This window comes from Mesorhizobium sp. M5C.F.Ca.ET.164.01.1.1 (genome assembly GCF_004792125.1).
In the GTDB taxonomy this organism is placed as follows: Bacteria; Pseudomonadota; Alphaproteobacteria; order Rhizobiales; family Rhizobiaceae; genus Mesorhizobium; species Mesorhizobium wenxiniae.
Genome location: NZ_SRTG01000002.1, coordinates 1 through 21,684, shown reverse-complemented (window position 1 = coordinate 21,684; position 21,684 = coordinate 1). Strand labels below are relative to the sequence as shown.

The 21,684-nt window shown below is 63.1% G+C and carries 21 protein-coding genes and 1 pseudogene; 6 read left to right on the top strand and 16 right to left on the bottom strand.

Annotation, left to right across the window (positions count from 1 at the left end):
* Positions 1–3: 3 nt before the first annotated feature.
* Entirely contained in the window at positions 4–1,332 is a 1,329-nt protein-coding gene (locus tag EN807_RS16855; RefSeq protein ID WP_135935920.1) for a sn-glycerol-1-phosphate dehydrogenase, read from the bottom strand.
* A 139-nt stretch (positions 1,333–1,471) separates the two neighbouring features.
* On the opposite strand from EN807_RS16855, the gene EN807_RS16850 reads away from it, so the two are divergent.
* On the top strand, positions 1,472–2,455 hold the full coding sequence (locus EN807_RS16850) for a sugar-binding transcriptional regulator (RefSeq protein ID WP_135935919.1): 984 nt from the start codon (positions 1,472–1,474) through the stop codon (positions 2,453–2,455).
* A 55-nt stretch (positions 2,456–2,510) separates the two neighbouring features.
* Positions 2,511–4,007: an FGGY-family carbohydrate kinase gene (locus EN807_RS16845; RefSeq protein ID WP_135935918.1), complete on the top strand. Its 1,497-nt coding sequence runs from the start codon at positions 2,511–2,513 to the stop codon at positions 4,005–4,007.
* 54 nt (positions 4,008–4,061) lie between these two features.
* Here the strand turns inward: EN807_RS16845 and EN807_RS16840 are convergent, their stop codons facing one another.
* Positions 4,062–4,418, bottom strand: coding sequence for an ArsC family reductase (locus tag EN807_RS16840; protein WP_029355455.1), 357 nt, complete (start codon positions 4,416–4,418; stop codon positions 4,062–4,064).
* 180 nt (positions 4,419–4,598) lie between these two features.
* Here EN807_RS16840 and EN807_RS16835 point away from each other — a divergent pair, with 180 nt between their 5' ends.
* Both EN807_RS16835 and EN807_RS16830 read left to right on the top strand, forming a co-directional pair.
* The gene (locus tag EN807_RS16835; protein ID WP_135936465.1) at positions 4,599–4,964 is read left to right on the top strand and encodes a metalloregulator ArsR/SmtB family transcription factor; all 366 of its coding nucleotides are present in this window, start codon (positions 4,599–4,601) and stop codon (positions 4,962–4,964) included.
* Positions 4,961–5,446, top strand: a complete 486-nt coding sequence (locus EN807_RS16830; RefSeq protein WP_135935917.1) for an SRPBCC family protein — start codon at positions 4,961–4,963, stop codon at positions 5,444–5,446. Before EN807_RS16835 ends, EN807_RS16830 begins: the two co-directional genes overlap by 4 nt.
* Positions 5,447–5,557: 111 nt before the next feature.
* On the opposite strand, the gene EN807_RS16825 is transcribed toward EN807_RS16830, so the two are convergent.
* From EN807_RS16825 to EN807_RS16795, 7 genes are read right to left on the bottom strand one after another with little or no spacing between them, the layout of a single operon-like run.
* Complete coding sequence (locus EN807_RS16825; RefSeq protein WP_135936464.1) at positions 5,558–6,541, bottom strand: 2-dehydropantoate 2-reductase; 984 nt, start codon at positions 6,539–6,541, stop codon at positions 5,558–5,560.
* Between the two features lie 2 nt (positions 6,542–6,543).
* A complete protein-coding gene (locus EN807_RS16820; protein ID WP_135935916.1) occupies positions 6,544–8,094 on the bottom strand; it encodes an acyl--CoA ligase in 1,551 nt (516 codons plus the stop codon).
* Positions 8,087–8,785, bottom strand: a complete 699-nt coding sequence (locus EN807_RS16815) for a fumarylacetoacetate hydrolase family protein (protein ID WP_135936463.1) — start codon at positions 8,783–8,785, stop codon at positions 8,087–8,089. Before EN807_RS16815 ends, EN807_RS16820 begins: the two co-directional genes overlap by 8 nt.
* A gap of 2 nt (positions 8,786–8,787) precedes the next feature.
* Positions 8,788–9,543 (bottom strand): ABC transporter permease subunit, encoded by a 756-nt coding sequence (locus tag EN807_RS16810; protein ID WP_135935915.1) that lies wholly within the window; start codon positions 9,541–9,543, stop codon positions 8,788–8,790.
* Positions 9,544–9,549: 6 nt separating this feature from the next.
* Positions 9,550–10,353 carry an ABC transporter ATP-binding protein gene (locus EN807_RS16805; protein WP_127314370.1) on the bottom strand — a complete coding sequence of 268 codons (804 nt, stop codon included), beginning with the start codon at positions 10,351–10,353 and terminating at the stop codon, positions 9,550–9,552.
* A 1-nt stretch (position 10,354) separates the two neighbouring features.
* Positions 10,355–11,182: an ABC transporter permease gene (locus EN807_RS16800; protein WP_135935914.1), complete on the bottom strand. Its 828-nt coding sequence runs from the start codon at positions 11,180–11,182 to the stop codon at positions 10,355–10,357.
* Positions 11,183–11,194: 12 nt separating this feature from the next.
* Positions 11,195–12,190 carry an ABC transporter substrate-binding protein gene (locus EN807_RS16795; protein ID WP_135935913.1) on the bottom strand — a complete coding sequence of 332 codons (996 nt, stop codon included), beginning with the start codon at positions 12,188–12,190 and terminating at the stop codon, positions 11,195–11,197.
* 177 nt (positions 12,191–12,367) lie between these two features.
* On the opposite strand from EN807_RS16795, the gene EN807_RS16790 reads away from it, so the two are divergent.
* Positions 12,368–13,060: an FCD domain-containing protein gene (locus EN807_RS16790; protein WP_065010097.1), complete on the top strand. Its 693-nt coding sequence runs from the start codon at positions 12,368–12,370 to the stop codon at positions 13,058–13,060.
* A gap of 67 nt (positions 13,061–13,127) precedes the next feature.
* Here EN807_RS16790 and EN807_RS16785 read toward each other — a convergent pair whose 3' ends face one another.
* From EN807_RS16785 to EN807_RS16755, 7 genes and pseudogenes are all read right to left on the bottom strand, one after another.
* Entirely contained in the window at positions 13,128–14,555 is a 1,428-nt protein-coding gene (locus tag EN807_RS16785) for an aldehyde dehydrogenase family protein (RefSeq protein ID WP_135935912.1), read from the bottom strand.
* A gap of 38 nt (positions 14,556–14,593) precedes the next feature.
* Complete coding sequence (locus tag EN807_RS16780; RefSeq protein WP_135935911.1) at positions 14,594–15,679, bottom strand: ABC transporter ATP-binding protein; 1,086 nt, start codon at positions 15,677–15,679, stop codon at positions 14,594–14,596.
* On the bottom strand, positions 15,669–16,277 hold the full coding sequence (locus EN807_RS16775) for a cupin domain-containing protein (protein ID WP_135935910.1): 609 nt from the start codon (positions 16,275–16,277) through the stop codon (positions 15,669–15,671). The genes EN807_RS16780 and EN807_RS16775 overlap by 11 nt, the downstream gene beginning before the upstream one ends.
* Positions 16,278–16,350: 73 nt before the next feature.
* The gene (locus EN807_RS16770; RefSeq protein WP_127314322.1) at positions 16,351–17,421 is read right to left on the bottom strand and encodes an ABC transporter substrate-binding protein; all 1,071 of its coding nucleotides are present in this window, start codon (positions 17,419–17,421) and stop codon (positions 16,351–16,353) included.
* Positions 17,406–18,284, bottom strand: a complete 879-nt coding sequence (locus EN807_RS16765) for an ABC transporter permease (protein WP_135935909.1) — start codon at positions 18,282–18,284, stop codon at positions 17,406–17,408. Before EN807_RS16765 ends, EN807_RS16770 begins: the two co-directional genes overlap by 16 nt.
* Positions 18,281–19,167: pseudogene (locus EN807_RS16760) on the bottom strand (ABC transporter permease). The gene EN807_RS16765 and the pseudogene EN807_RS16760 overlap by 4 nt, the downstream one beginning before the upstream one ends.
* Before the next feature lie 27 nt (positions 19,168–19,194).
* Positions 19,195–20,532, bottom strand: a complete 1,338-nt coding sequence (locus EN807_RS16755) for an FAD-dependent oxidoreductase (protein ID WP_292463053.1) — start codon at positions 20,530–20,532, stop codon at positions 19,195–19,197.
* A gap of 275 nt (positions 20,533–20,807) precedes the next feature.
* Between EN807_RS16755 and EN807_RS16750 the strand changes: the two genes are divergently transcribed.
* The coding region (locus tag EN807_RS16750) for a fumarylacetoacetate hydrolase (RefSeq protein ID WP_135935908.1) at positions 20,808–21,684 on the top strand (877 nt) is incomplete at its 3' end.

Genomic DNA, 21,684 nt, shown 5'->3' with positions numbered 1-21,684 from the left:
CGGTCAGGCTTCCCCGCGCGCAAAATCCTCCAGCATTCCTGCATCCGCAGCAATGTCGAGGAACGAGAAGCGATTGCGCATCTCCCGGCAATGAACGACGGCTTCGCGGTAGAAATCGGGCGACGTGCCCAATTCGGCGGCTGAGATCGGCCCGCCGGTAGATTTCAGCAGGCGCTGCATCTCGTCGACAGGCACCATGAATGGCTTGAGCTCCTGCCTGAGTGTCGGCCAGAGCTCCTGCAGCCGCTCGTTGAATGCAGCGGCGGCATTCTCGTCGAAGGCCTTCTTCTTCAGTTCGTCGAGACATTGTGTGGCGACAGCCGGGCTCATGCGGCGGACCATGTCGTCAGGATCGATCTTCGTCGCCTTCACCACCGGCGGCTTGTCGCTAGCAAGCATTGCTTGCTGCAATCGCGCCATGGTGAGCGAAGCGACGCCGACCTGGGTGCCGTGGAGCGTACCGGGGTGACGCTCGCCGGCGAAGCAGTCTATGTAGTGCGATATCTGATGCTCGCCCATGGAACCGTGATTGGAGACGCCGGTGAAGGAAATTCCGAGGCCGCAGAGCGTCAGCACGCGATAGAGATAGCCATTGGCCTCGATGTCGTGTTCGGCAAGCTTTGCCGCACGCTCGTTGAGCGCCGCTTCATCCTTTTCCTGGATGAGAAACGGAACCTGATGGTAGGCAGTGCCAAGCAGACGGTGCGACATCCACCAGTCGATCTGGGCGACCGATCGGCAAAGGCAGTCACCGAACCCCGCCGCTGATAGATAGGTCGGGGCGGCAGCTGAGACGCCAAGGTCGACGAAAAAGCCTGATGGCGCGTGGGAAGGGAGCGATACCTTCAGGCCGCTTTCAAGTGTGATGGACGCGGTCGTCGATGTGTAGCCGTTCATCGAACCGGCCGTCCCGAACACGCAATAGCGCCGTTCGTTCCTTCCGGTGACGAACTTGCAGAGATCGTTGATCGTGCCGGAACCGACCGCGACCACGGCATCCGCATCCGCGAGTTTGACGGCCAGGCTTTCGACGTTGGCCATATCGGCATGCGGGTGGTCCAATATCAGGACATCGACAGGGCCGAGCGTCTTCAGTTCGCGCGCAACGCGTTCGCCAAGCGCATCGTAGGTCGCGGCATCCGCGACGACGGTGAACCGCTCACCCAGACCGAGCTCCGAAACGAGATCGGCCGCCCGCCCGTGGAGGCTTTCTTCGATGACGATCCGATCATACGGCACCACGGCCTTGTTCCCGGTCTCCGGGCTGGTCCAGTTCCCGTCCAAAATGTCGTCGATTAAAGTCGTCCAGGATCCGGCTGCCGGATTCATCATGGCGTCCTCTTGTGGGGCAACTCTCTAGTCCAGACACAGGCGCGCTGCGGGATCGAACAATAGTCACCTATCACTGTCTTTTGTCAAGCATCTGCCCGCAACGCTTGACTTCGTTCTGCAAACCTGCGGAAAAAGGGACATGAATGCCAACGCCGACATCGACGTGGTCCGAACATCCGGGCTCTCGGCACTGCCGCCCGAATTCGACAGCGCGGTGGCGTGGGCTGCCTGGCTCTACTATGTCGACCAGCTCAACCAGAGCGATGTGGCCAAGGTCATGAACGTCTCCAGGGCGAGCGTGGTAAACTATCTGCAGGAGGCACGCGAAAGCGGACTTGTCGCCGTGCAGGTCGATCACGACGCTTTTGCCCGCACCTTGACCTCGCGGCGCCTCATGGAAAAATACGGCCTTCGCGGCGCGGCGGTTATCCCCGACCTCGATCCAAACGATGCCGACCGCCGCATCGGCGAAGCGGCAGGACGGTTGCTCGCATCCATGGTCGATCCGGGTGACACGATCGGCGTCGCCTGGGGAAAAACGGTGCTCGCTGCCGCCCGCTCAATTCCACGATTACGGCATGACCGGAACCTCACCGTCGTCCAGCTCTCGGGAAGCTCGATCGGCACCAGCGATTTCTCGCCGGAATTCTGCACCTCGCTGATGGCCAATCGGCTCGGAGCCCGCTGCATCAACCTGCTTGCCCCGGCGATCGTCTCCACCGACGAACTGCACGACGAACTCATGCAGGAGCCGATGCTCGTCAACCAGTTCCGTATGATCCGTGCCGCCGGCAAGGTCATCTTCGGGATCGGCGATATAGGGCCGGAGAGCACCTATGCCCGAGCCGGGATATCGGATGCCGACGCACTTGCCGGTATGATCGAGCAGGGAGCGCTCGGGGTCATCATCGGGCGGTTCATCGACGCTCAAGGCGCTCCTTTCGCAACTCCGCTCGACGGACGCACCGTCGGCATCACGCTCGATGAACTGAAAGCGGTGCCCGTCCGTATTTGCGCCGCCGGCGGCGCCCGCAAGATGGGGGCGATCAGGGCTGGGCTCGGCGGCGGATATGCGACACATTTTGTCACCGACATGGCCACCGCGAACATTCTCTTGGAATAACCGGCACTCGGACTAACCAGCACTCGGTGGAACTCATCGTCTCGGGAGGACAATCATGGGCAGCAGCGACGGACCTCTTGTCGTCGGGCTCGACAGTTCCACGCAATCCTGCAAGGCGATTGCCTGGAGCCGGGACGGACGAGCCGTGGCGGAAGGCCGCGCGCCGCTCGAGCTGATGAAGCCGAGGCCGGAGTATGTCGAGCAGGAGGTCACCGACTGGTGGCGGGCCGCAACAGTGGCGCTGCGACAGCTTGTCGGCGCGGTCGATGCGAAACGCATCGCCGGTATCGCGATCTCCAACCAGCGCGAGACCGTTGCGCTCATCGACGGCGCCGGCGAGCCGATCGGACCCGCGAGCCTTTGGCTCGACGAACGCGCCGCCGGGCTGGTCGACCGTTTCGCGGCGGAAATCGGCCGTGAGCGGCTGCACGCGATCACCGGCAAGCCGATCGATGTGACGCCGGTGGTCTACCGCCTCAAGTGGCTGCGCGAGAACGAACCGAAACGGTTGGACCATGCGAAGAAAATCCTCGACGTGCACGGTTATCTGACGCTGAAACTGACGGGAACGCCGAGTGCGAGCTGGACGAGCGCCGATCCGTTCGGTCTCTTCGACATCTCGCGCAAGACATGGTCGCAGCCGCTCCTCGATCATCTCGGCATCAGGCCGTCGCAACTTCCCAATGCGGTGCGGTCCGGCGCACGGGTCGGGGCCGTTCATGCCGCGGCCGCCGCCGCAACAGGGCTAGCCGAAGGAACGCCGGTGATTGCCGCCGGCGGCGATGGCCAATGCGCCGGGCTCGGCGTCAATGCCATGCGCGACGGCGTCGTCTATCTCAATCTCGGAACTGCGATCATCGCGGGAATCTGGTCGCGGGAACCGGTGGTCGGCGCCTTCTGGCGTACCATGACCTCGCCGACAGGCGATGGCTATTTCCTCGAGGCAGTGCAGCGGGCGGGTGTCTATTTCGTCAACTGGTTCGTAGACATGTTTGCCGGCGGACGCTCCGATCCGGCGATCTTCGACCGCCTGGAAAGGGAAGCGGCGGCCGTCCCGATCGGCTCGGACGGACTTCTCGCCGGCACCACCCTGGTCGGTTGCATGGACCCGCATTGGGATCCGAGCGCACGCGCGAGCTTCATCGGCATGCACCCCTCGCACACGCTCGGTCATTTTTATCGTGCGGGGCTGGAGGCGATGACGCTGCAAACCGCCCGGGCTCTCGAAGAGATGCGCAGCCATGGTCTTTCGCCGACGCAAATGGTGGCGATCGGCGGCGGCGCCAACAGCAAACTTTGGACAAAGATGATCGCGGACGCGACCGGGATCTCGATCCATAAGGGTCACAACGCTGAAGCCTCCTCCCTCGGCGCAGCCATTAGCGCTGCGGTGGGCATCGGATGGTTCGAGAGTTTTGCTGAGGCCGCGGACGCCATGACGAGCATCGCGGAGACAATCGAGCCGGACCCACGCAGCCGCGAAGCATGGGACGCGCTGTCGGCCAGGCAGGCCAAGGTCTTCCCCGCGACCCAATTCGCCTGGCGGAATTGAGACCGGCGCGGCAAGCAGGCTCTCGAACTGGAGCGCGAAAAGCGTCCCGTCCCACTACTTCAACCCGCCCACCGCCTGCTGGTAAACATCAGGCTTGAAGCCGACGAGGATGCGATCGCCAAGTTCGAGGACCGGCCGCTTGATCATCGTCGGGTTGGCCAACATCAGCGCCTTGGCCTTCTTCTCGTCGAGGCTCAGCTTGTCCTTGTCCGACAGTTCGCGAAACGTCGTGCTCGCCTTGTTGAGCAGGATTTCCCAGCCGACTTTGCGGGACCAGCCGTTCAGCCGGTCCGCGTCCAGTCCTTCGACCCTGTAGTCATGAAAGCGGTAGGCGACATCGTGGCTTTCCAGCCAGACACGCGCTTTCTTGATCGTATCGCAATTGGTGATGCCGTACATCGTGATGGTCAAAATTTTGGCCCCTCGGACTGATCGTTCGTCGAATCTGGCGGCACCCTAAACCACCTTTCAGACTTTGTCAGAGACCCCGCAGGCATCCTCAGAACTTTTGGGCTTGCCTATACTAAGGAATCTTCCTAAGTGTTTTTCCGAATCATCATCTTTGGCTATGCGCAGTGGCGCGAGGAAGACATGACCGTCGCAACAAGCCCACAGACCGCGAGTCCGAGCGTCCCGCCGATCGACGGCATCTTTCGGGCGCTTGCCGATCCAACGCGCCGCCGTGTTGTCGAGCGGCTGAACAGAAGCCCGGCCTCGGTCAGCGAGCTCGCGCAGCCATTCGACATGGCTCTGCCCTCGTTCGTCGAGCATCTCAGGGTGCTGGAGGGCTGCGGGCTTGTTCATTCCGAAAAGGCCGGCCGCGTCAGGACCTACCGGCTTGCCCCCGAGCCGCTGAAGCTCGCGGAAAGCTGGCTGGCCGAGCAGCGCGCGCTGTGGGAACGCCGCCTCGACCAGTTAGATGCCTACGTCATGACGCTCAAGGAGAAAGACAAATGAATTCGACCCCGCTGTTCAAGCCCGACCCGAGACTCGACCTCGTCCTCGAACGCGTCATCGACGCGCCACGAGAACTGCTCTGGACCGCCTTCACGAAGCCCGAACATGTCCGGCAATGGTTCACACCGAAGCCGTGGATCGTCACCGATTGCGAGATCGTCCTCAGGCCCGGCGGCCTGTTCAGGACCAGGATGCAGTCGCCTGATGGCAAGGAAGTCAACGACCGCCGCTGCTGCTACCTCGACATCGTGCCCAACGAGCGGCTGGTATGGACCGATGCGTTGCTGCCCGGCTATCGGCCGTCAGGGGACCCATTCATCACAGCGGTCATATCGTTGCACCCGGAAGGCGAGGCGACACGCTACACCGCGACCGCCATCCACCGCGATGAAGCCACACGCAAGAACCACGAGGAGATGGGATTCTTCGATGGCTGGGGCACCGTAGCGGATCAGCTGGCGGACTACGTTAAGAGGCTCTGAAGCGGCGTTGTTTCGCGCTCACATGGCGGCCACTGAATCGTCGTAGCCGTTCAGCTGCCAGCGTCCAACGCCTGCAGATGGTTTTATCAACGTGAACCCGCCTGCGCTAGCTTACGTCAGATAGCAGCCGCGCTCGATGGCGAGGCGGCGCACCAGCGCCAGCACGTTGTCGATGGTGGGCGTTGGCTGGCCAGTCAACCGGCCGAGTTCCTGAACCGCCGTCACCAGCGCATCGATCTCCATTGGTCGGCCGCGCTCCAGATCCTGCAGCATCGAGGTCTTGTGCTCGCCGACGTCGCCGGCCCCCTTGATGCGGCGGTCGACATTTATCGGGAACCGCACGCCGAGACTTTCGCCGATCCCCTGCGCCTCCAGCATCATGGTGCGGGCAAGCGTGCGGGTTGCCTCGTCGGCAGAGATTGCCGCAAGCGTGCTGCCGGTCAGCGCGGAAATGGGGTTGAAGGAGAGATTGCCCCAGAGCTTCACCCAGATCTCACTTCGGATGTCGTCGCGAACCGGCACCTGCAGCCCTGCCGCAACCATCTCCGCAGCAAGCCGCGTGACACGTTCGCTCTTCTCGCCCGAGGGCTCGCCGAGCGAAAAGCGTTTTCCCTCGATATGGCGGACCAGGCCGGGCGCATCCACCTCAGCCGCGGGATACACGACCGAGCCGATGACGCGATCCGGCCCAAGCCGATCCCAGATCACTCCACCGGGATCCACCGCTTGCAACCGCGTGCCTTCGAGCGAACCGCCGATCTTGTGGAAGTACCACCACGGCACGCCATTCTGCATGGTAACGACGGCCGTCCCCTCGCCCAGCAGCGGCGCGATCTGGTCGAGCGCCGGTGCGAGAGAATGGGCCTTGAGCGCCAGTACGACATAGTCCTGGACGCCTAGCTCCTGCGCTTGCGCGGCGGCCCTGACAGAGGCAACGGATTCATGACTGTCTTCGATCAGGCGAAGTCCGGCCGTCTTGATCGCATCGAGATGAGCGCCGCGCGCCATGATCGACAGATCGACCCGGCCGGCCATGGCAAGCTTGGCCGCGAGATAGCCGCCGATCGCGCCGGCGCCAAAAATGGTGATCCGCATCATCATCCAAGCCTGGGTTTGGCAAGCCCGGGTTTGGCAAGACCGAGTTTGGTCGCGAGACCGATGCGCTGCAGCTTGCCCGTCGCGCCCTTCGGGATTTCGTCCAGGATCATGACAATGCGCGGCACCTTGAAGTCGGCAAGCCGCATCGCGGCAAATCTGCGGATGTCGCCTTCGGTGGCGGCCATGCCCTCGCGCAGCACGATCGCAGCCGCGACCTCCTCACCGAGCTTGTCGTGTGGCGTGGCGAAGGTGACGACCTGCGCCACCGCCGGATGGTCCATCAGCACGTCGTCGACCTCGAGCGGCGAGATCTTCTCGCCGCCGCGGTTGATGATTTCCTTAAGCCGGCCGGTGACGCGCAGATAGCCGTCGCCGTCGAGCACGCCCTGGTCGCCGGTATGAAACCAGCCATGCGCGAAGGCAGTGGCATTGGCGTCCTGATTCTTCTCGTAGCCCGCGGTGACATTAGGCCCGCGAATGACGATCTCGCCGGTCTCACCGGGCTTCAGCAATTGCCCGTCCAGCGCCATCACCGCCACTTCCGGTCCGGCGGCGGCGCCGACGCTGCCCGGCTTGCGCAGGCCCGGCGGCAACCGGTTCGAGGCCATCTGGTGTGCGGCCTCGGTCATGCCGTAGGATTCGATCACCGGACAGCCGAAGGTCGCCTCAAGCTCGGCCATCACTTGCGGCGGCAGCGATGCCGAGGACGAGCGGATGAAGCGAAGAGGCGCGGCGGCCATTGCATCGGCATTGCGCGCCGCCCGCGGCAGGATCGCCTGATGCATGGTCGGCACGGCCGTGTACCAGCTCGGCCGCGCCTCGCTTAGCCAATGGAAGAAGCGCAGCGCGTTGAAGCCCAGCGTGCAGAAGACGCTGCCGCCGGCGGCGAGCGAGGACAGCACCGCCGCGATCAGACCATGGATGTGGAACAGCGGCATGATGTTGAGGCAGCGATCGACGGCCGTCAGGCCGAGCGTCGCGCCGATATGGGCGGCCGAGGCGGCAAGATTGGCATGGCTGAGCGGCACCAGCTTGGGTCGTGACGTGGTGCCTGAAGTGTGCAGCAACAGCGCGATGTCGCCGTCCTCAGCCAGTTCGGGCGCAGCCGGCGGGCCGATCGGTTCGCCCTCGATTGCAAAGCTTCCGGCCGGTGCGTCACGCAGTGCTGCGAGCCTGAGCACAGCTATGCCCAGGCGCTCCGCAACGGCGATCGCCGGGCCGCTTTCGTCTTCGGCAACAAGGATCGCCTTGGCGCCAATGTCGGTAAGGTAGAAGTCGAGCTCGTCGGCCCGGTAGGACGGGTTGAGCGGCGCCGTGGAGGCCGCCGCCGCTACCGCGACGAAGGCAGTGGCCATCTCCGGCCCGTTCGGCAGCACGATGGCCACCCGGTCGCCACGGCCGAGACCCAGCGCGTGCAATTGCGCTGCCGTTTCGGAAATCAGGCGGCGCAGTCCGCCATGGGTGAGCGCGATCCTGTCGGGTGCCGAAATCGCCGGCGCATCGTCCGCTCCGGCAGCAAGCCGTTCAATGATCGACGCCGCTTCAGACAACGCGAACCTCTAGGTCGCCGACGCCATCGATATGACCGCGAAGAACATCACCGCGAACAACTGCCCCGACGCCCGCCGGCGTGCCGGAAAGAATGATGTCCCCCGGCATCAGTGTGAAGAGACCCGAGAGATAGCTGATCATTTCCGGAACTTTCCAAATCATCTGGTTGAGATCGCCGGTCTGTTTTCGCTCGCCATTGACGTCCAGCCAAATCGCTCCCTGGGTTGGATGACCGATCGAACTTGCCGGAACCAATGGCGTGCATGGCGCCGATGCCTCGAAGGCCTTGCCCACCTCCCATGGACGGCCCATGTCCTTCGCCTTACCTTGCAGGTCGCGCCGCGTCATGTCGAGACCTACGCCATAACCGAGCACGCAGTCCAGAGCCTTTTCGGCCGCGATGTCCGTGCCGCCGCTCTTCAGCGCCACGACCATTTCGATCTCGTGATGGACATCGTTGGAGGCCGGAGGATACGGAAATTCTCCTGTCGTATCGAGGTTGTCGGGATTCTTCTGGAAGAAGAATGGCGGCTCCTTGTTGGGGTCGTGTCCCATCTCGACTGCATGAGCGGCATAGTTCCGTCCGACGCAATAGACCCGGTGTACCGGAAACATCTTGTCAGTTCCCGCCACCGGGATGCTGGGGATTGCGTTCGGTTCGATGATGTAGCTTGAGGTCGTGCCGTGCATGTTCACTGTCTTGCTCCTGCGTAGTATTCGACTTTGGCTTCGGCCCTTTCGATCAGTTCGGCGATCAGCAGGGCGAAGGCAAAAAGGATGATGGTCAAGGCCCAGAATTCGGCCATGCGGAAATTTCGCGAGAAGGTCTCGAACAGCGCGCCGTAGCCGACGATGGCGACGAGCAGCTGGCCGATGACGACGCCCTTGACGCCGCGGATGAGGCCGAGGCGGATGCCGGCGAGGATTTCCGGAAGTGCCGCCCAAAGGATGATCTTGGAATAAAGCGCCGGGCGCGAGGCGCCATAAGAGCGCGCCATTTCGATCAGCGACGGCGAGATATGGCGGACACCGGCGCGGGTGTCGAGGACGATGATCCAGATCGCAAACAGGAACACCGCCGCAACGATCGTCTTCTCGCCGAAGCCGAACAGGATCATCAGCACCGGGACGATCGCCGAGAGCGGTGCGCTTGAAAATATGTTGACCCACATGCCGAGCAGGTCGTCGGCGATCTTGATCCGTCCCATCAGGATGCCCAATGGCACGCCGATTACGATCGACAGGGCCATGCCCATGGCGAAGGCGCGAAGGGTCGTGACCGTCGCGCTCTGCCAGGACGGGGTCTGCACCAAACCGACCGCTGCAGCCAGCACGTCGCTAAACGGTGGCAGCAGAAAGACAAGGTCCAGCCGGCCGACGATTTCCCATACGACGCACCAGACGAGCAGGGACGCCATCATTGGTACTCGGTAGCCAAACAGGGTCACGGCCGGTCACTCCACATACTGCTTCAGCCCCTGCCAGATCTCGTCGACCGTATCGAGATAGTGCCTGTCGCGATGAATGCGCTCGGGGTCGCCGGAGCGATCGATTTCCGGTTCAATGATCTGCGACACCCGGCCGGGTCTCGGTGACAGCAAGACGATGCGGTCGGAGATGTAGACCGCCTCCTCGATCGAGTGCGTCACGAAGATAAAGGTCTTGTTCTGGTTGGTGCGCAGCCGGATCAGGTCTTCCTGGAACTTCCGCCGGTTCTGCTCGTCGACCGCCGAAAACGGTTCATCGAGCAGCAGGACATCGGCATCGACCGATAATGCCCGCGCCAGGCCGACGCGCTGGCGCATGCCGCCCGACAGCTCGTGGGGATATTTATCCTCGAAGCCGGCAAGACCCACCTCTGCGATATAGCGGCGGGCGATCTCCTCGCGTTCGGCCTTGTTGGTGCCGCGCAGTTCAAGTCCGAAGGCAACGTTGCGTGTCACGGTCGCCCAGGGCATCAGCGCAAAATCCTGGAACACGAAAGCGCGTTCGGGGCCTGGTGCGCTGACGCGCTTGCCGTTGATCGCGACGGTGCCGCCATCGGCCCGTATCAGCCCCGCTATGATCTTCAGCAGCGTCGTCTTTCCGCAACCGCTGGGTCCGAGAAGGCTGGTCAGCTTGCCCCTGGGAAAGTCGAGGTCGATGCCGCGCAGCGCCTCGACATTGCCGTAGGTCTTGGAAATTCCTCTCACTTCCACGATTGAATCGATCGGTGCGGGAACCGGCGACGGTCCATTTCGCAATGCAGTCGCGCCCATCTTAAGCACCTCTACTCTCGGGCCTGAAAACACGGACTTCCACCCACTGCAGAAAGACGAGCGTCAGGGTGGAAAGCGCAATGATCGAGGCAATTGTTGCGTACATCTCGGCGTAGTCTGCGCGCGAGCGGTGGAAGGTGATGAGGTCGCCGATGCCGGTCGGGGTGATCAGCAGCTCGGCGAGCACCACGCCGACAAACCCGGCAGCGACGCCGAGGCGCAAACCGGCAAAAATCACCGGGCTGGCGTCCGGAAGAGTGATCTTGGCGACGGTCTGCCAACGTGTGCCCAGGAATGATCGGCACATGACGAGCAGCGACTCGTTGACGTTGCGCACGGCCTTGTAGGTGTTGAGCACGATGACCGGCAGCGCCAGGATCATGACGGCGAGCGTCTTGGCGGTCATGCCTATTCCGTAGACGAAGGTGACCATTGGAATGAAGGCGGCGACAGGTGCTGCCTGAAGCACGATGAACACAGGGATCACCAGCCATTCGCCGGTGCGCCACAGGCCACAGATCGTGCCGAGGCCGACACCCAGGAACGCCGACAGGACAACGCCGAGCAACAGCGGCTGCAGTGTCGAAAGGTAGGCGGTCGCCAGGCTGCCGTCGGCGAGCAATCCGAAAAATGCGACGATGGTGTCGGAAAAAGTCGGAAAGGCGAAGCTGACGGGAATACGCCCGGCCACTTCCCAAATTCCCGCGAACAGAGCGATCGACACCAGCCTGAGCAGGATTGGCTGGTCCCACGATGCGCCCGTTGCGCTTCGAGTCGATGGGGAAGCGAGGCCGGCAGCCTCGCCGTCGGTTCTAATGCTTACGGCCATCCGGCAGGCCGCCTATTTCTTGCCGAGCTTGGCGACGGCGCGGTCGATTGCGGCGACATCCCAGAAGTCCTCGACCTTGAGGCTCGCGGGATCGCCTTCGATCTGGCCGGCAAGGCTGAAGAAGGCAAAGTCGTCTTTGGCCGCATCCGCTCCGCCGCCATTCAGCGCAAGGCTGCCGGCTTCCGCGGTTTCCTTGTAGTATTCGGTGATTTCGCTATCCGCCTCCGCGCCGAGATCCGGCAGCAGTTTGTACTTGTTGCGGAGCTCGACCGCCACCGCCGGGTTCGCGGTGATCTCGCGCGCGGTCTTCATCAGTTCCTCGACCAGGATGTCGACGTCGGCGGCGTTGTTCTTCAGATAGTCCGCGGTCGCGAAAAGCGCTTCGTCCGAGGCACCGAGATCCTCGACCGGCAGAACGATGAACTTGCCGGGGGCTTCGGCTTCAAGCGCTCGCCTGTTGGCGGCATCGACGATCGACGCCTTGATGGTCCCCTGCAGCAGCGCATTGCGGCGAACCTCGGAACCCGGGACATAGCTGATGTTGCCGAGCTTGATGCCGTGGTTTTTCGCCATCAGGAGCATGACCGCCTCTGTGCCGGAGCCGCGCGCCTGAACGGCGACTTCCTGCCCGTCCAAATCCTTCCATTCCTTGTAAAATTCGCTGTTGACGACAGGAAAGAAGCGCAGCGTCGATATCTGCGCTAAGATGCGGATCGGCACGCCAACCTTCTGGATCAAAGTATAGGGCGCGCCGATGCCGACATCGGCCTGGCCGCCGACAATCGCCTGGGCAGCCAGATCCTCGTCATTGAGAACAATGAGCTCGACATTCACGCCGCGTTCCTTGGCGCGCTCTATCGCGGCGAGCGTCTGGATCGATTCTATACCGGGAAGGTCGCCGAAGGCGATGCGCATGTCGCCCGCATTTGCGGCCGACAGGTGCGATGCAAATGCCAGAACCGCAGCGAAAGCGGTGGCAAGGATGGTACGTCCGGTCATGCTGGCCATTGTCATTCCTCCCGTTTTTGTAACCATTACCTTAATTGGTTAAGGCTGTGGGGCGGATTGGTCAAGGAGAAACTGCGCGATGGCAGATGAGCGGGCCTAGAAAACTCGGCAGTTGACGGTTTCCGCTAATCGTTTTAACACCGGCAAAGGGAAATCATATGCGAATTGGTTAAATTGATGGACGATCCCGGCAATGGCGGCCACGCCGCCCTGGTTCAGCTTCAGGCCTATCTTGCCCAGATGGACCATGCCGGCGAGACACGGCTGCCTGCCGAGCGGGAACTGTCGGAGAGCCTCGGCGTATCGCGCGGCGATCTGCGCAAGGCGCTGGCGGTGCTCGAGAAGGACGGCCGCATCTGGCGTCACGTCGGCAGGGGCACCTTCGTCGGCAGTGGACCGGTCGAGGAAACGATCGGGATTTCGGAAATCGCCGGGCGCACAAATCCGGCCGACGTGATGCGCGCGCGCCTCATCATCGAGCCCGAGATTGCGCGCGAAGCCGCGCTGCACGCCACGCTTTCCGATATCGCCTCGATGCGACAATCGCTGGTGCAGACGCGGGAAGCCGTCACATGGCGGCAATACGAGAACATCGACAATCTGCTCCACCGGCAAATTGCGCAGGCGAGCCGCAACAATGTGCTGCTCGGCCTTTTCGACGTCCTGAACGCCGTGCGCCGAACGGTGGTCTGGGGACGCCTTCGTTCAGAAGGCGCCCGCCCTCCGGCAGACCATCACAGCTTCGCCGACCATGAACGGATCGTGGAAGCGATCGCCGAGCGCGACCTCGGCGGCGCGGCCGCGGCGATGCGGCTGCATCTCCAACAGGTCGAGCGGCGTTTGATCCCCGTCCGCGAAGCCGCCGAATAGCTTGGCTTTGCCCACGCTACGCGCCGCGCGTCCTTCTTGGACACGCGGCGCTGTTCGCAGTCATGCGCTAGGCGCCGTAGCCGATGATGCCCTTGATCTCGAGGAAGTCATGGATCGCCCAGTCGGCATATTCGCGGCCATTACCCGACTGCTTGTAGCCGCCGAAGGGCGCGAATGTGTCCCACTCCGGATAGTTGATCGAGACCTGCCCGGCGCGCAGGCGGCCGGCGATCTTGCGTGCGTGGCCTATATCCCCTGATTGCACATAGGCGGCGAGGCCATAGACGGTGTCGTTGGCGATCTTCACCGCGTCGTCATCGTCATCGTAGGACATGACCGAAAGCACCGGCCCGAAGATTTCTTCCCGCTCAATTGTCATGCCTGGTGTGACGTGGCCGAAGACGGTCGGCCTGACATAGTAGCCGCGATTGAGGTGCTCCGGCCGGCCCGGACCTCCGGTGACCAGTGTCGCACCCTCGGCGATGCCGGCCTCGATCAGCCGCTGGATCTTGTCGAACTGGATGTTGCAGACCACAGGGCCGAGCTTGGTTTCTTCCGAGCGCGGATCGCCAACCTTGTGCGCCTCGGCCGCCTTCTTGGCGATCGCAAGCGCCTCGTCGTGGCGGCCGGCCGGCACCAGCATGCGCGTCGGCGCATCGCAGGATTGGCCGCTATTGCCGAAACAGGCGTTGACGCCCTTGCGCACGGCCTTCTCGAAGTCGGCATCGGGCAGCACGATGTTGGCCGACTTGCCGCCGAGCTCCTGCGCGACGCGCTTGACCGTCTCGGCAGCTGTTTTGGCGACGATGATGCCGGCCCGGGTCGAACCGGTGAACGAGACCATGTCGACGTCGGGATGGCCGGCCATGACCTGTCCGACATCCGGACCGGTGCCGTTGATCATGTTGTAGACGCCCTTCGGCGTGCCGGCCGCTTCCATCACTTCCGAAAAGATGACGCCGCTGATCGGCGCGATCTCGGAAGGCTTTAGCACGACCGTGCAGCCGGCTGCGATCGCCGGCGCCACCTTGCAGACGATCTGGTTGAGCGGCCAGTTCCACGGCGTGATCAGCGCACATACGCCAATCGGTTCCTTGACTACTATGGTGCCGCCGCGCTTCTCGCTGAATTCGTAATCCTCCAGCGCCTTGATGGTGGACTCCATATGCGCCCTGCCCGCCCAGGCCTGCGCCTCGCGCGCCCAGGTGATCGGCGCGCCCATCTCCTGGCTGACAGCCTGCGCGATGTCCTCGTAGCGCTCGTTGTAGACTTCCAGGATGCGCTTCAGCAGTGTCAGGCGCTCGGCCTTGCTGGTTTGCGAAAAGGCCGGAAAGGCTGCCTTCGCCGCTGCCACGGCGCGATCCACATCGGCCTTCGAGCCGACGGAGATTTTCGTATAGGCCTCCTCGGTGGATGGATCGATCACATCCAGCGTTGCCGGCACCACGGGCGCGACCCATTTTCCGTCGATGAAGAAGTTCAGGTGATTGCTCATGGGTGATGCTCCGGTTTTTTGGAAGGATGGGGATCAGATCAGCCGGGCAGCATAGGGCAGTTAGCGCCGCGGCGCAGGCTGATATGCGCCACATCGCCGACGCTGAATTGAAAACCTTCCGCCCGGCGTGGCGCATCGATCACCACTGGTATCCCCTGCGACAATACGGCGTGCAGGCGCAGGGTGCGGCCGTGAAAGACGATGCTGCTCACCCGCACCGGCGCGGTGCCGGTCGCTGCTTCGGTCGTCGCTAAAAGATCCTCCGGACGCACACCGATGGTTCGCACCGCGCCTTCTCCGGGCGCTTCGCCGGTTTCCGACGTGGCTTCGAGCGGCAGGGCGCCGGCGCTGAAGCGCAATCGATCGCCGTCACGGCCGACAAAGCGCGACTGCAGCAGATTCATCGTGCCGATAAAACTGGCGACGAATTTTGTGGCGGGCCTGTCGTAGAGCGTGGCGGGCGGTGCGATCTGCTCGATGCGGCCCTTGTTCATGACGACGATGCGGTCGGAGATCGACAGCGCCTCGGTCTGGTCGTGGGTGACCATGACGAAAGTGGTGCCGAGCCGCGACTGCAGCCGCTTCAATTCGACCTGCATCTGTTCGCGCAGATGCGCGTCGAGCGCCGACAGCGGCTCGTCGAGCAACAGCACACGTGGTTCGCAGACAATCGCACGGGCAAGCGCGACGCGCTGGCGCTGGCCGCCCGACAATTCGGACACGCGGGCCCCGAGCTTTTCGGCAAGGCCGACCATGTCGAGCGCTTCGCCGACCCGTTTTGCCTGTTCAGCCCCGGAAAGCTTGCGCAGCGACAGACCGAAGCCGACGTTTTCGGCGACGTTCATGTGCGGAAACAGCGCATAGTCCTGGAACACGGTGTTGACCGGCCGGTCGAACGGCCTGAGTGTCGTAATGTCACGGCCTTCGAGCAACACCCGTCCGCTCGATGGGCTTTCGAAACCGGCGATCACCCGCAGGCTGGTGGTTTTGCCGCAGCCGGAGGGCCCGAGCAAGGTCAGGAACTCGCCGCGGGCAATGTCGAGATCGACGGCGTCGAGACCGACGATGCCGCCGGGGAAAATCTTCGAGACCGCATCCAGCCGGACGAGAGGTTCAGGCGCCATCGCGAACCTCGGACGGCTTGGTCGTGTTGACCCAGAGGATCTGGCAGCGCTCGGCGCCCGGATTGCGGAAGGCATGCAATAAGGTGCTCTTGAAGGCGAAGCTGTCGCCGGTCTTCAGCCCATAGGTGGTTGAATCGACCACGAGTTCGACTTCGCCCGACAGGACGAAACCGAATTCGTGGCCGGGATGGGCGTAGGCTTCGACGGTGCCACCACCGGCTTCCACCGTCACCAGCATGCCGGTGAGCGTGGCGGCCGGCGGCGACAGCAGAGCCTTGGCGATGCCTTCCGACTTCACCGGGATCTGCCGACGGCTGTTGGCCCGCACGCAATATAGGTCGTTGCAGGCATCGTTGCCGTCGGTGATCAAAGCCGAGGGCTCGATATCGAGAGCGGCGGCGAGCGGCCAGATCACTTTCACGCGAAGCGAGGACAGGCCACGCTCGATCTGGCTGAGCGCCCCGATCGAAACGCCGGCCTTGGCGGCAAGCTCGGCCAGCGAAAGATTGCGTTCCAGCCTGAGCGCCCGCACGCGCCGGCCGACCCGCACGTCGGCGTCGTCCTTCGGCTTTTCAGCCGTTTCGTTCAGTATGTCCATCTGTTTTCCCGACCTCGTTTTCGGTATCCTGGAGCGGTGCCGCGCAGTCGAAACCGCGCGGCACCTCAGAAGCTCAGCCGCCTGCCTTGACCTTCTCGAACATCTTGGCGAGTTCGTCATTCTGTTTCATCGGCCCGGTGAAGACGGTGGTCTTCAGCATCACTTCCGGATCGGACGGCAGCTGCAGCTTTTCCAGTTCCTCCTTCGGCACCGCGGCGAAGGCCGAGCTGTTGGAGCTGCCGTAACCATAGGCCTGGATCAGGTATTGTCCCGAATCGGTCTCCAGCCGGCTGTTGATGAAGTCATAGGCGAGGTCGACATTCTTGGCGTCCTTGAGCATGACGAAGCCGCATGCCCAGGTCAGCATGCCTTCCCTGGGCTTCATGAACTCGACAGGCACGCCCTGCTTCTTGAGCGAGGTGGCCGACGCATTCCAGGTCATGGCGGCGACAAGCTGGCCGCTCGCCAGCGCCTGTTCGACCGAGGTCATGTCGGTGGTGTAGTTCGAGAGCAGCGGGCGCTGCTCGCGCAGTTTTTCCGCGACCTTGTCCATCTGCTCCGGCGTCATGTCGAACGGATTGACGCCGGCGAGAAGCGCCGCCACCACCGGCGTGTCATGGACGGCGTCGATCGTCGCCATGCGCCCGGCATATTGCTTGTCCCACAAAAGGTTCCAGCTCGGTTCCGGGTTCTTCACCAGATCGGTGCGGTAGAGGATCGAGGTATTGCCCCAGTCCCACGGCACCATCCAGACCTTGCCGTCGCCGGCCTGCAGGTCGGGCAGGTTCTTGAAGACCGGAAAGATCGAATCCCAGTTCTTGATGCGCTTGGTGTCGATCGGCTGCAGCAGGCCTTCCTTGTTCCAGCGCGCGACCTTGTCGTAGCAGGGATGCGCGACATCAGGGCGGAAACCGGCCTTGACCTTGGTGAAGGCGTCATCGTCGTCGCCGAACATCGAGGCCTCGACGCCATCGGGGTGTGCGGCGAGGAAGCTCTTGTTGAAGTCGGGCAGTTCGTAGCCCGACCAGGTGAAATACTGCAGCTTGTCGGCCGCAAGCGCGACGGTCGACGAAAGCGCCAGCGCGAAGGCGGCCAATCCGGCTTGGACTGTCTTGCGATTTATCGATTTCAGGTCGAATGCCATTGCAGTTCTCCTCTTTCGGTTTCTTCTGGTTTGGACAGGTCGGCGGGCACCGGCCGTTGGGCGGCGGCGAGCCCGCGATGGCGCAGGATTTCGGCAATTGCCGCGATGACGAATGACACGGCCAGGATGGCCGTGCCCAGCGCCATGACGGTCGGCAGCGACTTCGGGAATCGCAGCTGGCTCCAGATGTAAAGCGGCAGCGTCGGCTCGGTGCCGGCGAGGAAGAAGGCGACGATGAACTCGTCGAAGGAGGTCAGGAAGGCCAGCATGAACGCTGACACAATGGCGGGCAGGCTGAGCGGCAGCATGACCCGTCTGAATGTCGTCCAATCGGAAGCGCCGAGATCGAGCGCGGCCTCGCGGATCGTCTTCGGGATAGCAGCGAAGCGGCTTTTCATGATCACCACCGTCGTCGGCAGCGCCACCAATATGTGGCCGAGCACGATGGCAGTGCGTGACGGCCCAAAGCCAATGAGGTTGACCAGGATCAGCAGCGAGATGCCGACGATCACGCCGGGGATCAGGATCGGCAGCCGCGCGATGGCGCTGATAGTGGCGGCAAGCGGCGAGCGGCCGTAGAGGTCCATATAGGACACTGTGATGCCGCAGAGCGTCGCGCCGGTGGCGGCAGTTGCACCGATGACGAGGCTGTTCCCAAGCGCGCCGGACAGCGCCGAATTGCCGAACAGCGTCGCGTACCATTCGAACGTGAAGCCTTGCAGCGGAAACGCCGCCTGGATCGAATTGTTGAAGGAAAACAGCGGGATCAGCAGTATCGGCAAGTACAGGAACACCAGATAGGCAAGGACATAGGCGCCCAGCCAACCGCCGCCCTGCTTTGCATCGATACGCGCCGTGTTCATGTCCGGCTGCCAAATCTGCGGTCGGCGGAACGCACCACCAGCACCACGGCAAGGATGACCAGCATGACGGCGACGGCGAGTGCGGCGCCGAACGGCCAGTCATTGGCTTTGCCGAACTGGGCTTGGATCAGCGAGCCGATCATGGTGCTGGCAGGGCCGCCGACCAGCGCCGGAGTGACATAGTCGCCGACCGTCGGCACGAAGACGACGAGAGCCGCCGCCAGCACCCCCGGCATCGAGTTCGGCAGCACGACGCGGCGGAAGCTGGTGAACGGCCTGGCGCCGAGATCGGAGGCAGCTTCGAGCAGCGATTTCGGGATCATGTCCAGCGCCACATAGATGGGCAGGATGGCGAACGGCGCATAGGCGTGAGCCAGCGTGACGACGACGGCGGCCGGCGTGTTGAGAAACGCCAGTGTCGGCTCGGACCAGATGCTGCTTTCGATGAGCGCCGAGTTCAGCACGCCATTATAGGCCAGCACGATCTTCCAGGCGAAGACGCGCAGGAGATAGCTGGTCCAGAACGGCAGCGTCACCAGAAACAACAGCAGGCCGCGTCGCCGTCCGGCGTGGAAGGCAAGATAATAAGCAACCGGATAGGCGGTGACGACCGTTGCCAGCGTCACCAGGCCGGCAATGGCCAGCGAGCGCAGCGTTACCTCCAGTACAGAGGATCGGACGCCACCGTGATGAAATTCGCAAAGGTGAAACCGGCGCCCAGCAGCGAACCGTCATTGCCGCGAAAGGCGAGGAAAAGTACGAGACCAAGCGCAAACAGGATCAGGAAGAAGGTGACCAGCCCGCCCGGCAGCAGCATGGCCAACCGGAAACCCGCCGAGGACCGGGACTCCGGCAGTGGCTGCCTTGCAACGATGGTCGACATCGCATGCCCATCGGAATTTGAAATCACCTAAAGGTTTTTCATAATCATGAAACTGTCAAGCTGATTCCTACGCCGGTGTGAAATCAGCGCTCGAATACATCCAGCGTACGATACCAAGCGATCGTCGCAGCGACGCCGACCTGCCGAAAGGCGTGGAACGGTATCGGCCGGATCGAAGAGACCGGGAACGGCAATTGCCTGGCGTCGCCGCTCGCCAGATAGCCTGTAATGCGCTCGCCAAGCGCGGTCATCAGGCCGACGCCACGGCCCTGGCAGCCGACCACGGCTATCAGGCCCTGCTCGGGCTCGTGAATATGCGGGAGGTGATCCGGCGTCATCGCCAACCCGGCCAAACCAGCGCTTTTCGATGCCGACGCCGGATAGCGCGGGATAGAGCCGGAGCAGCGCGCGCTCGAGATGCGCCCAGTCTCCTTCGCTGGTCGGCAGCGCCATCCGGCCGCGCCCGCCAAGCACCAGCCGCCCGTCGGCACTCTTGCGGTAGTAAACGAGGATGCGGCGCGAATCCGATACCGCCTGCCCCTCCGGCAGAATCCCGGCCGCCAGATCGGCCGGCAGCGGCGCTGTCGCGATCTGGAAGGAGTGCAGCGGAACGATCGTCTCGGCGAGACCGGGGAGCAGATCGCCGGTATAGGCGTTCGTCGCCAGAATGACCGCCTTCGCCTGCAATTCGGCGCCGCCCTCCGTCGAGATACGCCAAAGGCCGGCGTTCTTATCGAGGCGCACCACCTTCTGGTGCTCGGCGATCTTCACGCCCCCGGCCGAGGCGATTCGTGCCAGTTCCGACGTGTAGGCAAGCGGATCGATCACGCCGGCGCGGCGGTCAAGCCAGCCGCCGAGATAGCCCTGCGCGCCGGTCAACGCGGCGATCTCGGTCTGGCTCAGAAGCCGGACATCGGCGCCGCGGTTCCGCCACTGCCGGTCCCTGTTCCCCGCCGCCTTCAGCGCCGTCTCGGTGTGCGCTGCCTGGATCCAGCCGTTGCGAACGAACGGCACCGCCAATTTCTCGTCGCGGATCAATTCGAAGACGGCGTCCGCCGTAGAGGCGGCAAAATTGACGAGGATCTCGCCGCGTTCGGGGCCAAAATGCTCCAGCAGCCATTCCGGATCATATTTCAGGCCGGGGATCACCTGGCCGCCATTCAGGCCCGATGCGCCTTGGCCGATCTCGCCGGCTTCCAGCACCTGCACGGCAAAGCCGAACCGGGCTGCATGCAACGCAGTCGACAAACCCATGATGCCACCGCCGATGATGACGACATCGACGGGTTTACCGCCAACAAGCGCCTGGGGCGCGGCGGCCGATTGCGGCCTCTGCCAGATCGGATCGGAAAACGGTGCGGGCAAGGATCACCTGGAGTGCAGTTCGTTGTGAAAATCCTAGTCACCGTTTCATAATTTTGAAAGCTCGTTTCCGCTCCGCAATTGGGACACGTCAAGGAGCAATCACCGTCAAGCAGCGCGGAGTTCGCCCGGACAGATTGACAAAACTCGCCTTGAGGATGGGATAGACCTTTGGCCGGAATTTGTTGAAAGTGCCGCCGCCGCTTGCCAGGCTCTTTGTGAACCATTGGTCCGGCAGCGACGACCGTCGCAGAACAAGACAGCAGAGGACCGTAGCCATGACGAACACCACTCTCCTGCCCAACGAGGGCCTCTTCATCGGCCGCGCCCGGACAAGCGATAGGTCCCATCCGCTGGTGGTCACGGTGCGCGACGGCACGGTGTTCGACATCACGTTGAGCATGGCACCAACCGTGCGCGACGTCTGCGAGATGCCAGACCCGGCAGGGTACGTCCAGGCGGCCAGAGGCGAACCGATCGGATCACTTGATGCGATCGCCGCCAACAGTTTCCAGGCCGCGCGCGATTCGCAAAAACCGTACCTGCTTTCTCCGGTCGACCTGCAGGCGGTCAAGGCGTCGGGCGTCACCTTCGTCGTCAGCCTGCTCGAACGGGTCATCGAGGAGCAGGCGCGCGGCTCGGCGGAAAAAGCCGACGCCATTCGCGCCGACATTGCCGGGCTGATCGGTCACGATCTGTCGAAGCTCAAGCCCGGCTCGCCGGAGGCGATGGAGATCAAGGCAAAGCTCATCCAACGAGGCGCCTGGTCGCAATATCTGGAAGTAGGCATCGGCCCTGATGCCGAAATCTTCACCAAATGCCAGCCGATGGCGTCGGTCGGCTTCGGCGCCGATGTCGGCCTGCATCCGGTTTCCACCTGGAATAATCCGGAGCCGGAGATCGCCATGATAGCCGCCAGCAGCGGCAAGATCGTTGGCGCGACGCTCGGCAACGACGTCAATCTGCGCGACGTCGAAGGGCGCTCGGCGTTGTTGCTCGGCAAGGCCAAGGACAACAACGCCTCGGCCGCGCTCGGCCCGTTCATCCGCTTGTGCGACGCGACATTTTCCATCGATGACGTGAAGCAGGCCATCGTGCGTCTAAAGGTCGAGGGCGAAGACGGTTTCTCGCTGGAGGGCGCCAGTTCGATGGCCG

What these genes read in the sequence shown, in the direction of transcription:
- EN807_RS16785 (WP_135935912.1), bottom strand. Translation starts at nt 14,555, where the DNA reads ATGAGCAATCACCTGAACTTCTTCATCGACGGAAAATGGGTCGCGCCC.
- EN807_RS16825 (WP_135936464.1), bottom strand. Translation starts at nt 6,541, where the DNA reads ATGCGGATCACCATTTTTGGCGCCGGCGCGATCGGCGGCTATCTCGCG.
- EN807_RS16855 (WP_135935920.1), bottom strand. Translation starts at nt 1,332, where the DNA reads ATGATGAATCCGGCAGCCGGATCCTGGACGACTTTAATCGACGACATT.
- EN807_RS16770 (WP_127314322.1), bottom strand. Translation starts at nt 17,421, where the DNA reads ATGGCATTCGACCTGAAATCGATAAATCGCAAGACAGTCCAAGCCGGA.
- EN807_RS16835 (WP_135936465.1), top strand. Translation starts at nt 4,599, where the DNA reads ATGACCGTCGCAACAAGCCCACAGACCGCGAGTCCGAGCGTCCCGCCG.
- EN807_RS16765 (WP_135935909.1), bottom strand. Translation starts at nt 18,284, where the DNA reads ATGAACACGGCGCGTATCGATGCAAAGCAGGGCGGCGGTTGGCTGGGC.
- EN807_RS16780 (WP_135935911.1), bottom strand. Translation starts at nt 15,679, where the DNA reads ATGGCGCCTGAACCTCTCGTCCGGCTGGATGCGGTCTCGAAGATTTTC.
- EN807_RS16815 (WP_135936463.1), bottom strand. Translation starts at nt 8,785, where the DNA reads ATGCACGGCACGACCTCAAGCTACATCATCGAACCGAACGCAATCCCC.
- EN807_RS16800 (WP_135935914.1), bottom strand. Translation starts at nt 11,182, where the DNA reads ATGGCCGTAAGCATTAGAACCGACGGCGAGGCTGCCGGCCTCGCTTCC.
- EN807_RS16845 (WP_135935918.1), top strand. Translation starts at nt 2,511, where the DNA reads ATGGGCAGCAGCGACGGACCTCTTGTCGTCGGGCTCGACAGTTCCACG.
- EN807_RS16795 (WP_135935913.1), bottom strand. Translation starts at nt 12,190, where the DNA reads ATGGCCAGCATGACCGGACGTACCATCCTTGCCACCGCTTTCGCTGCG.
- EN807_RS16790 (WP_065010097.1), top strand. Translation starts at nt 12,368, where the DNA reads ATGGACGATCCCGGCAATGGCGGCCACGCCGCCCTGGTTCAGCTTCAG.
- EN807_RS16850 (WP_135935919.1), top strand. Translation starts at nt 1,472, where the DNA reads ATGAATGCCAACGCCGACATCGACGTGGTCCGAACATCCGGGCTCTCG.
- EN807_RS16775 (WP_135935910.1), bottom strand. Translation starts at nt 16,277, where the DNA reads ATGGACATACTGAACGAAACGGCTGAAAAGCCGAAGGACGACGCCGAC.
- EN807_RS16830 (WP_135935917.1), top strand. Translation starts at nt 4,961, where the DNA reads ATGAATTCGACCCCGCTGTTCAAGCCCGACCCGAGACTCGACCTCGTC.
- EN807_RS16805 (WP_127314370.1), bottom strand. Translation starts at nt 10,353, where the DNA reads ATGGGCGCGACTGCATTGCGAAATGGACCGTCGCCGGTTCCCGCACCG.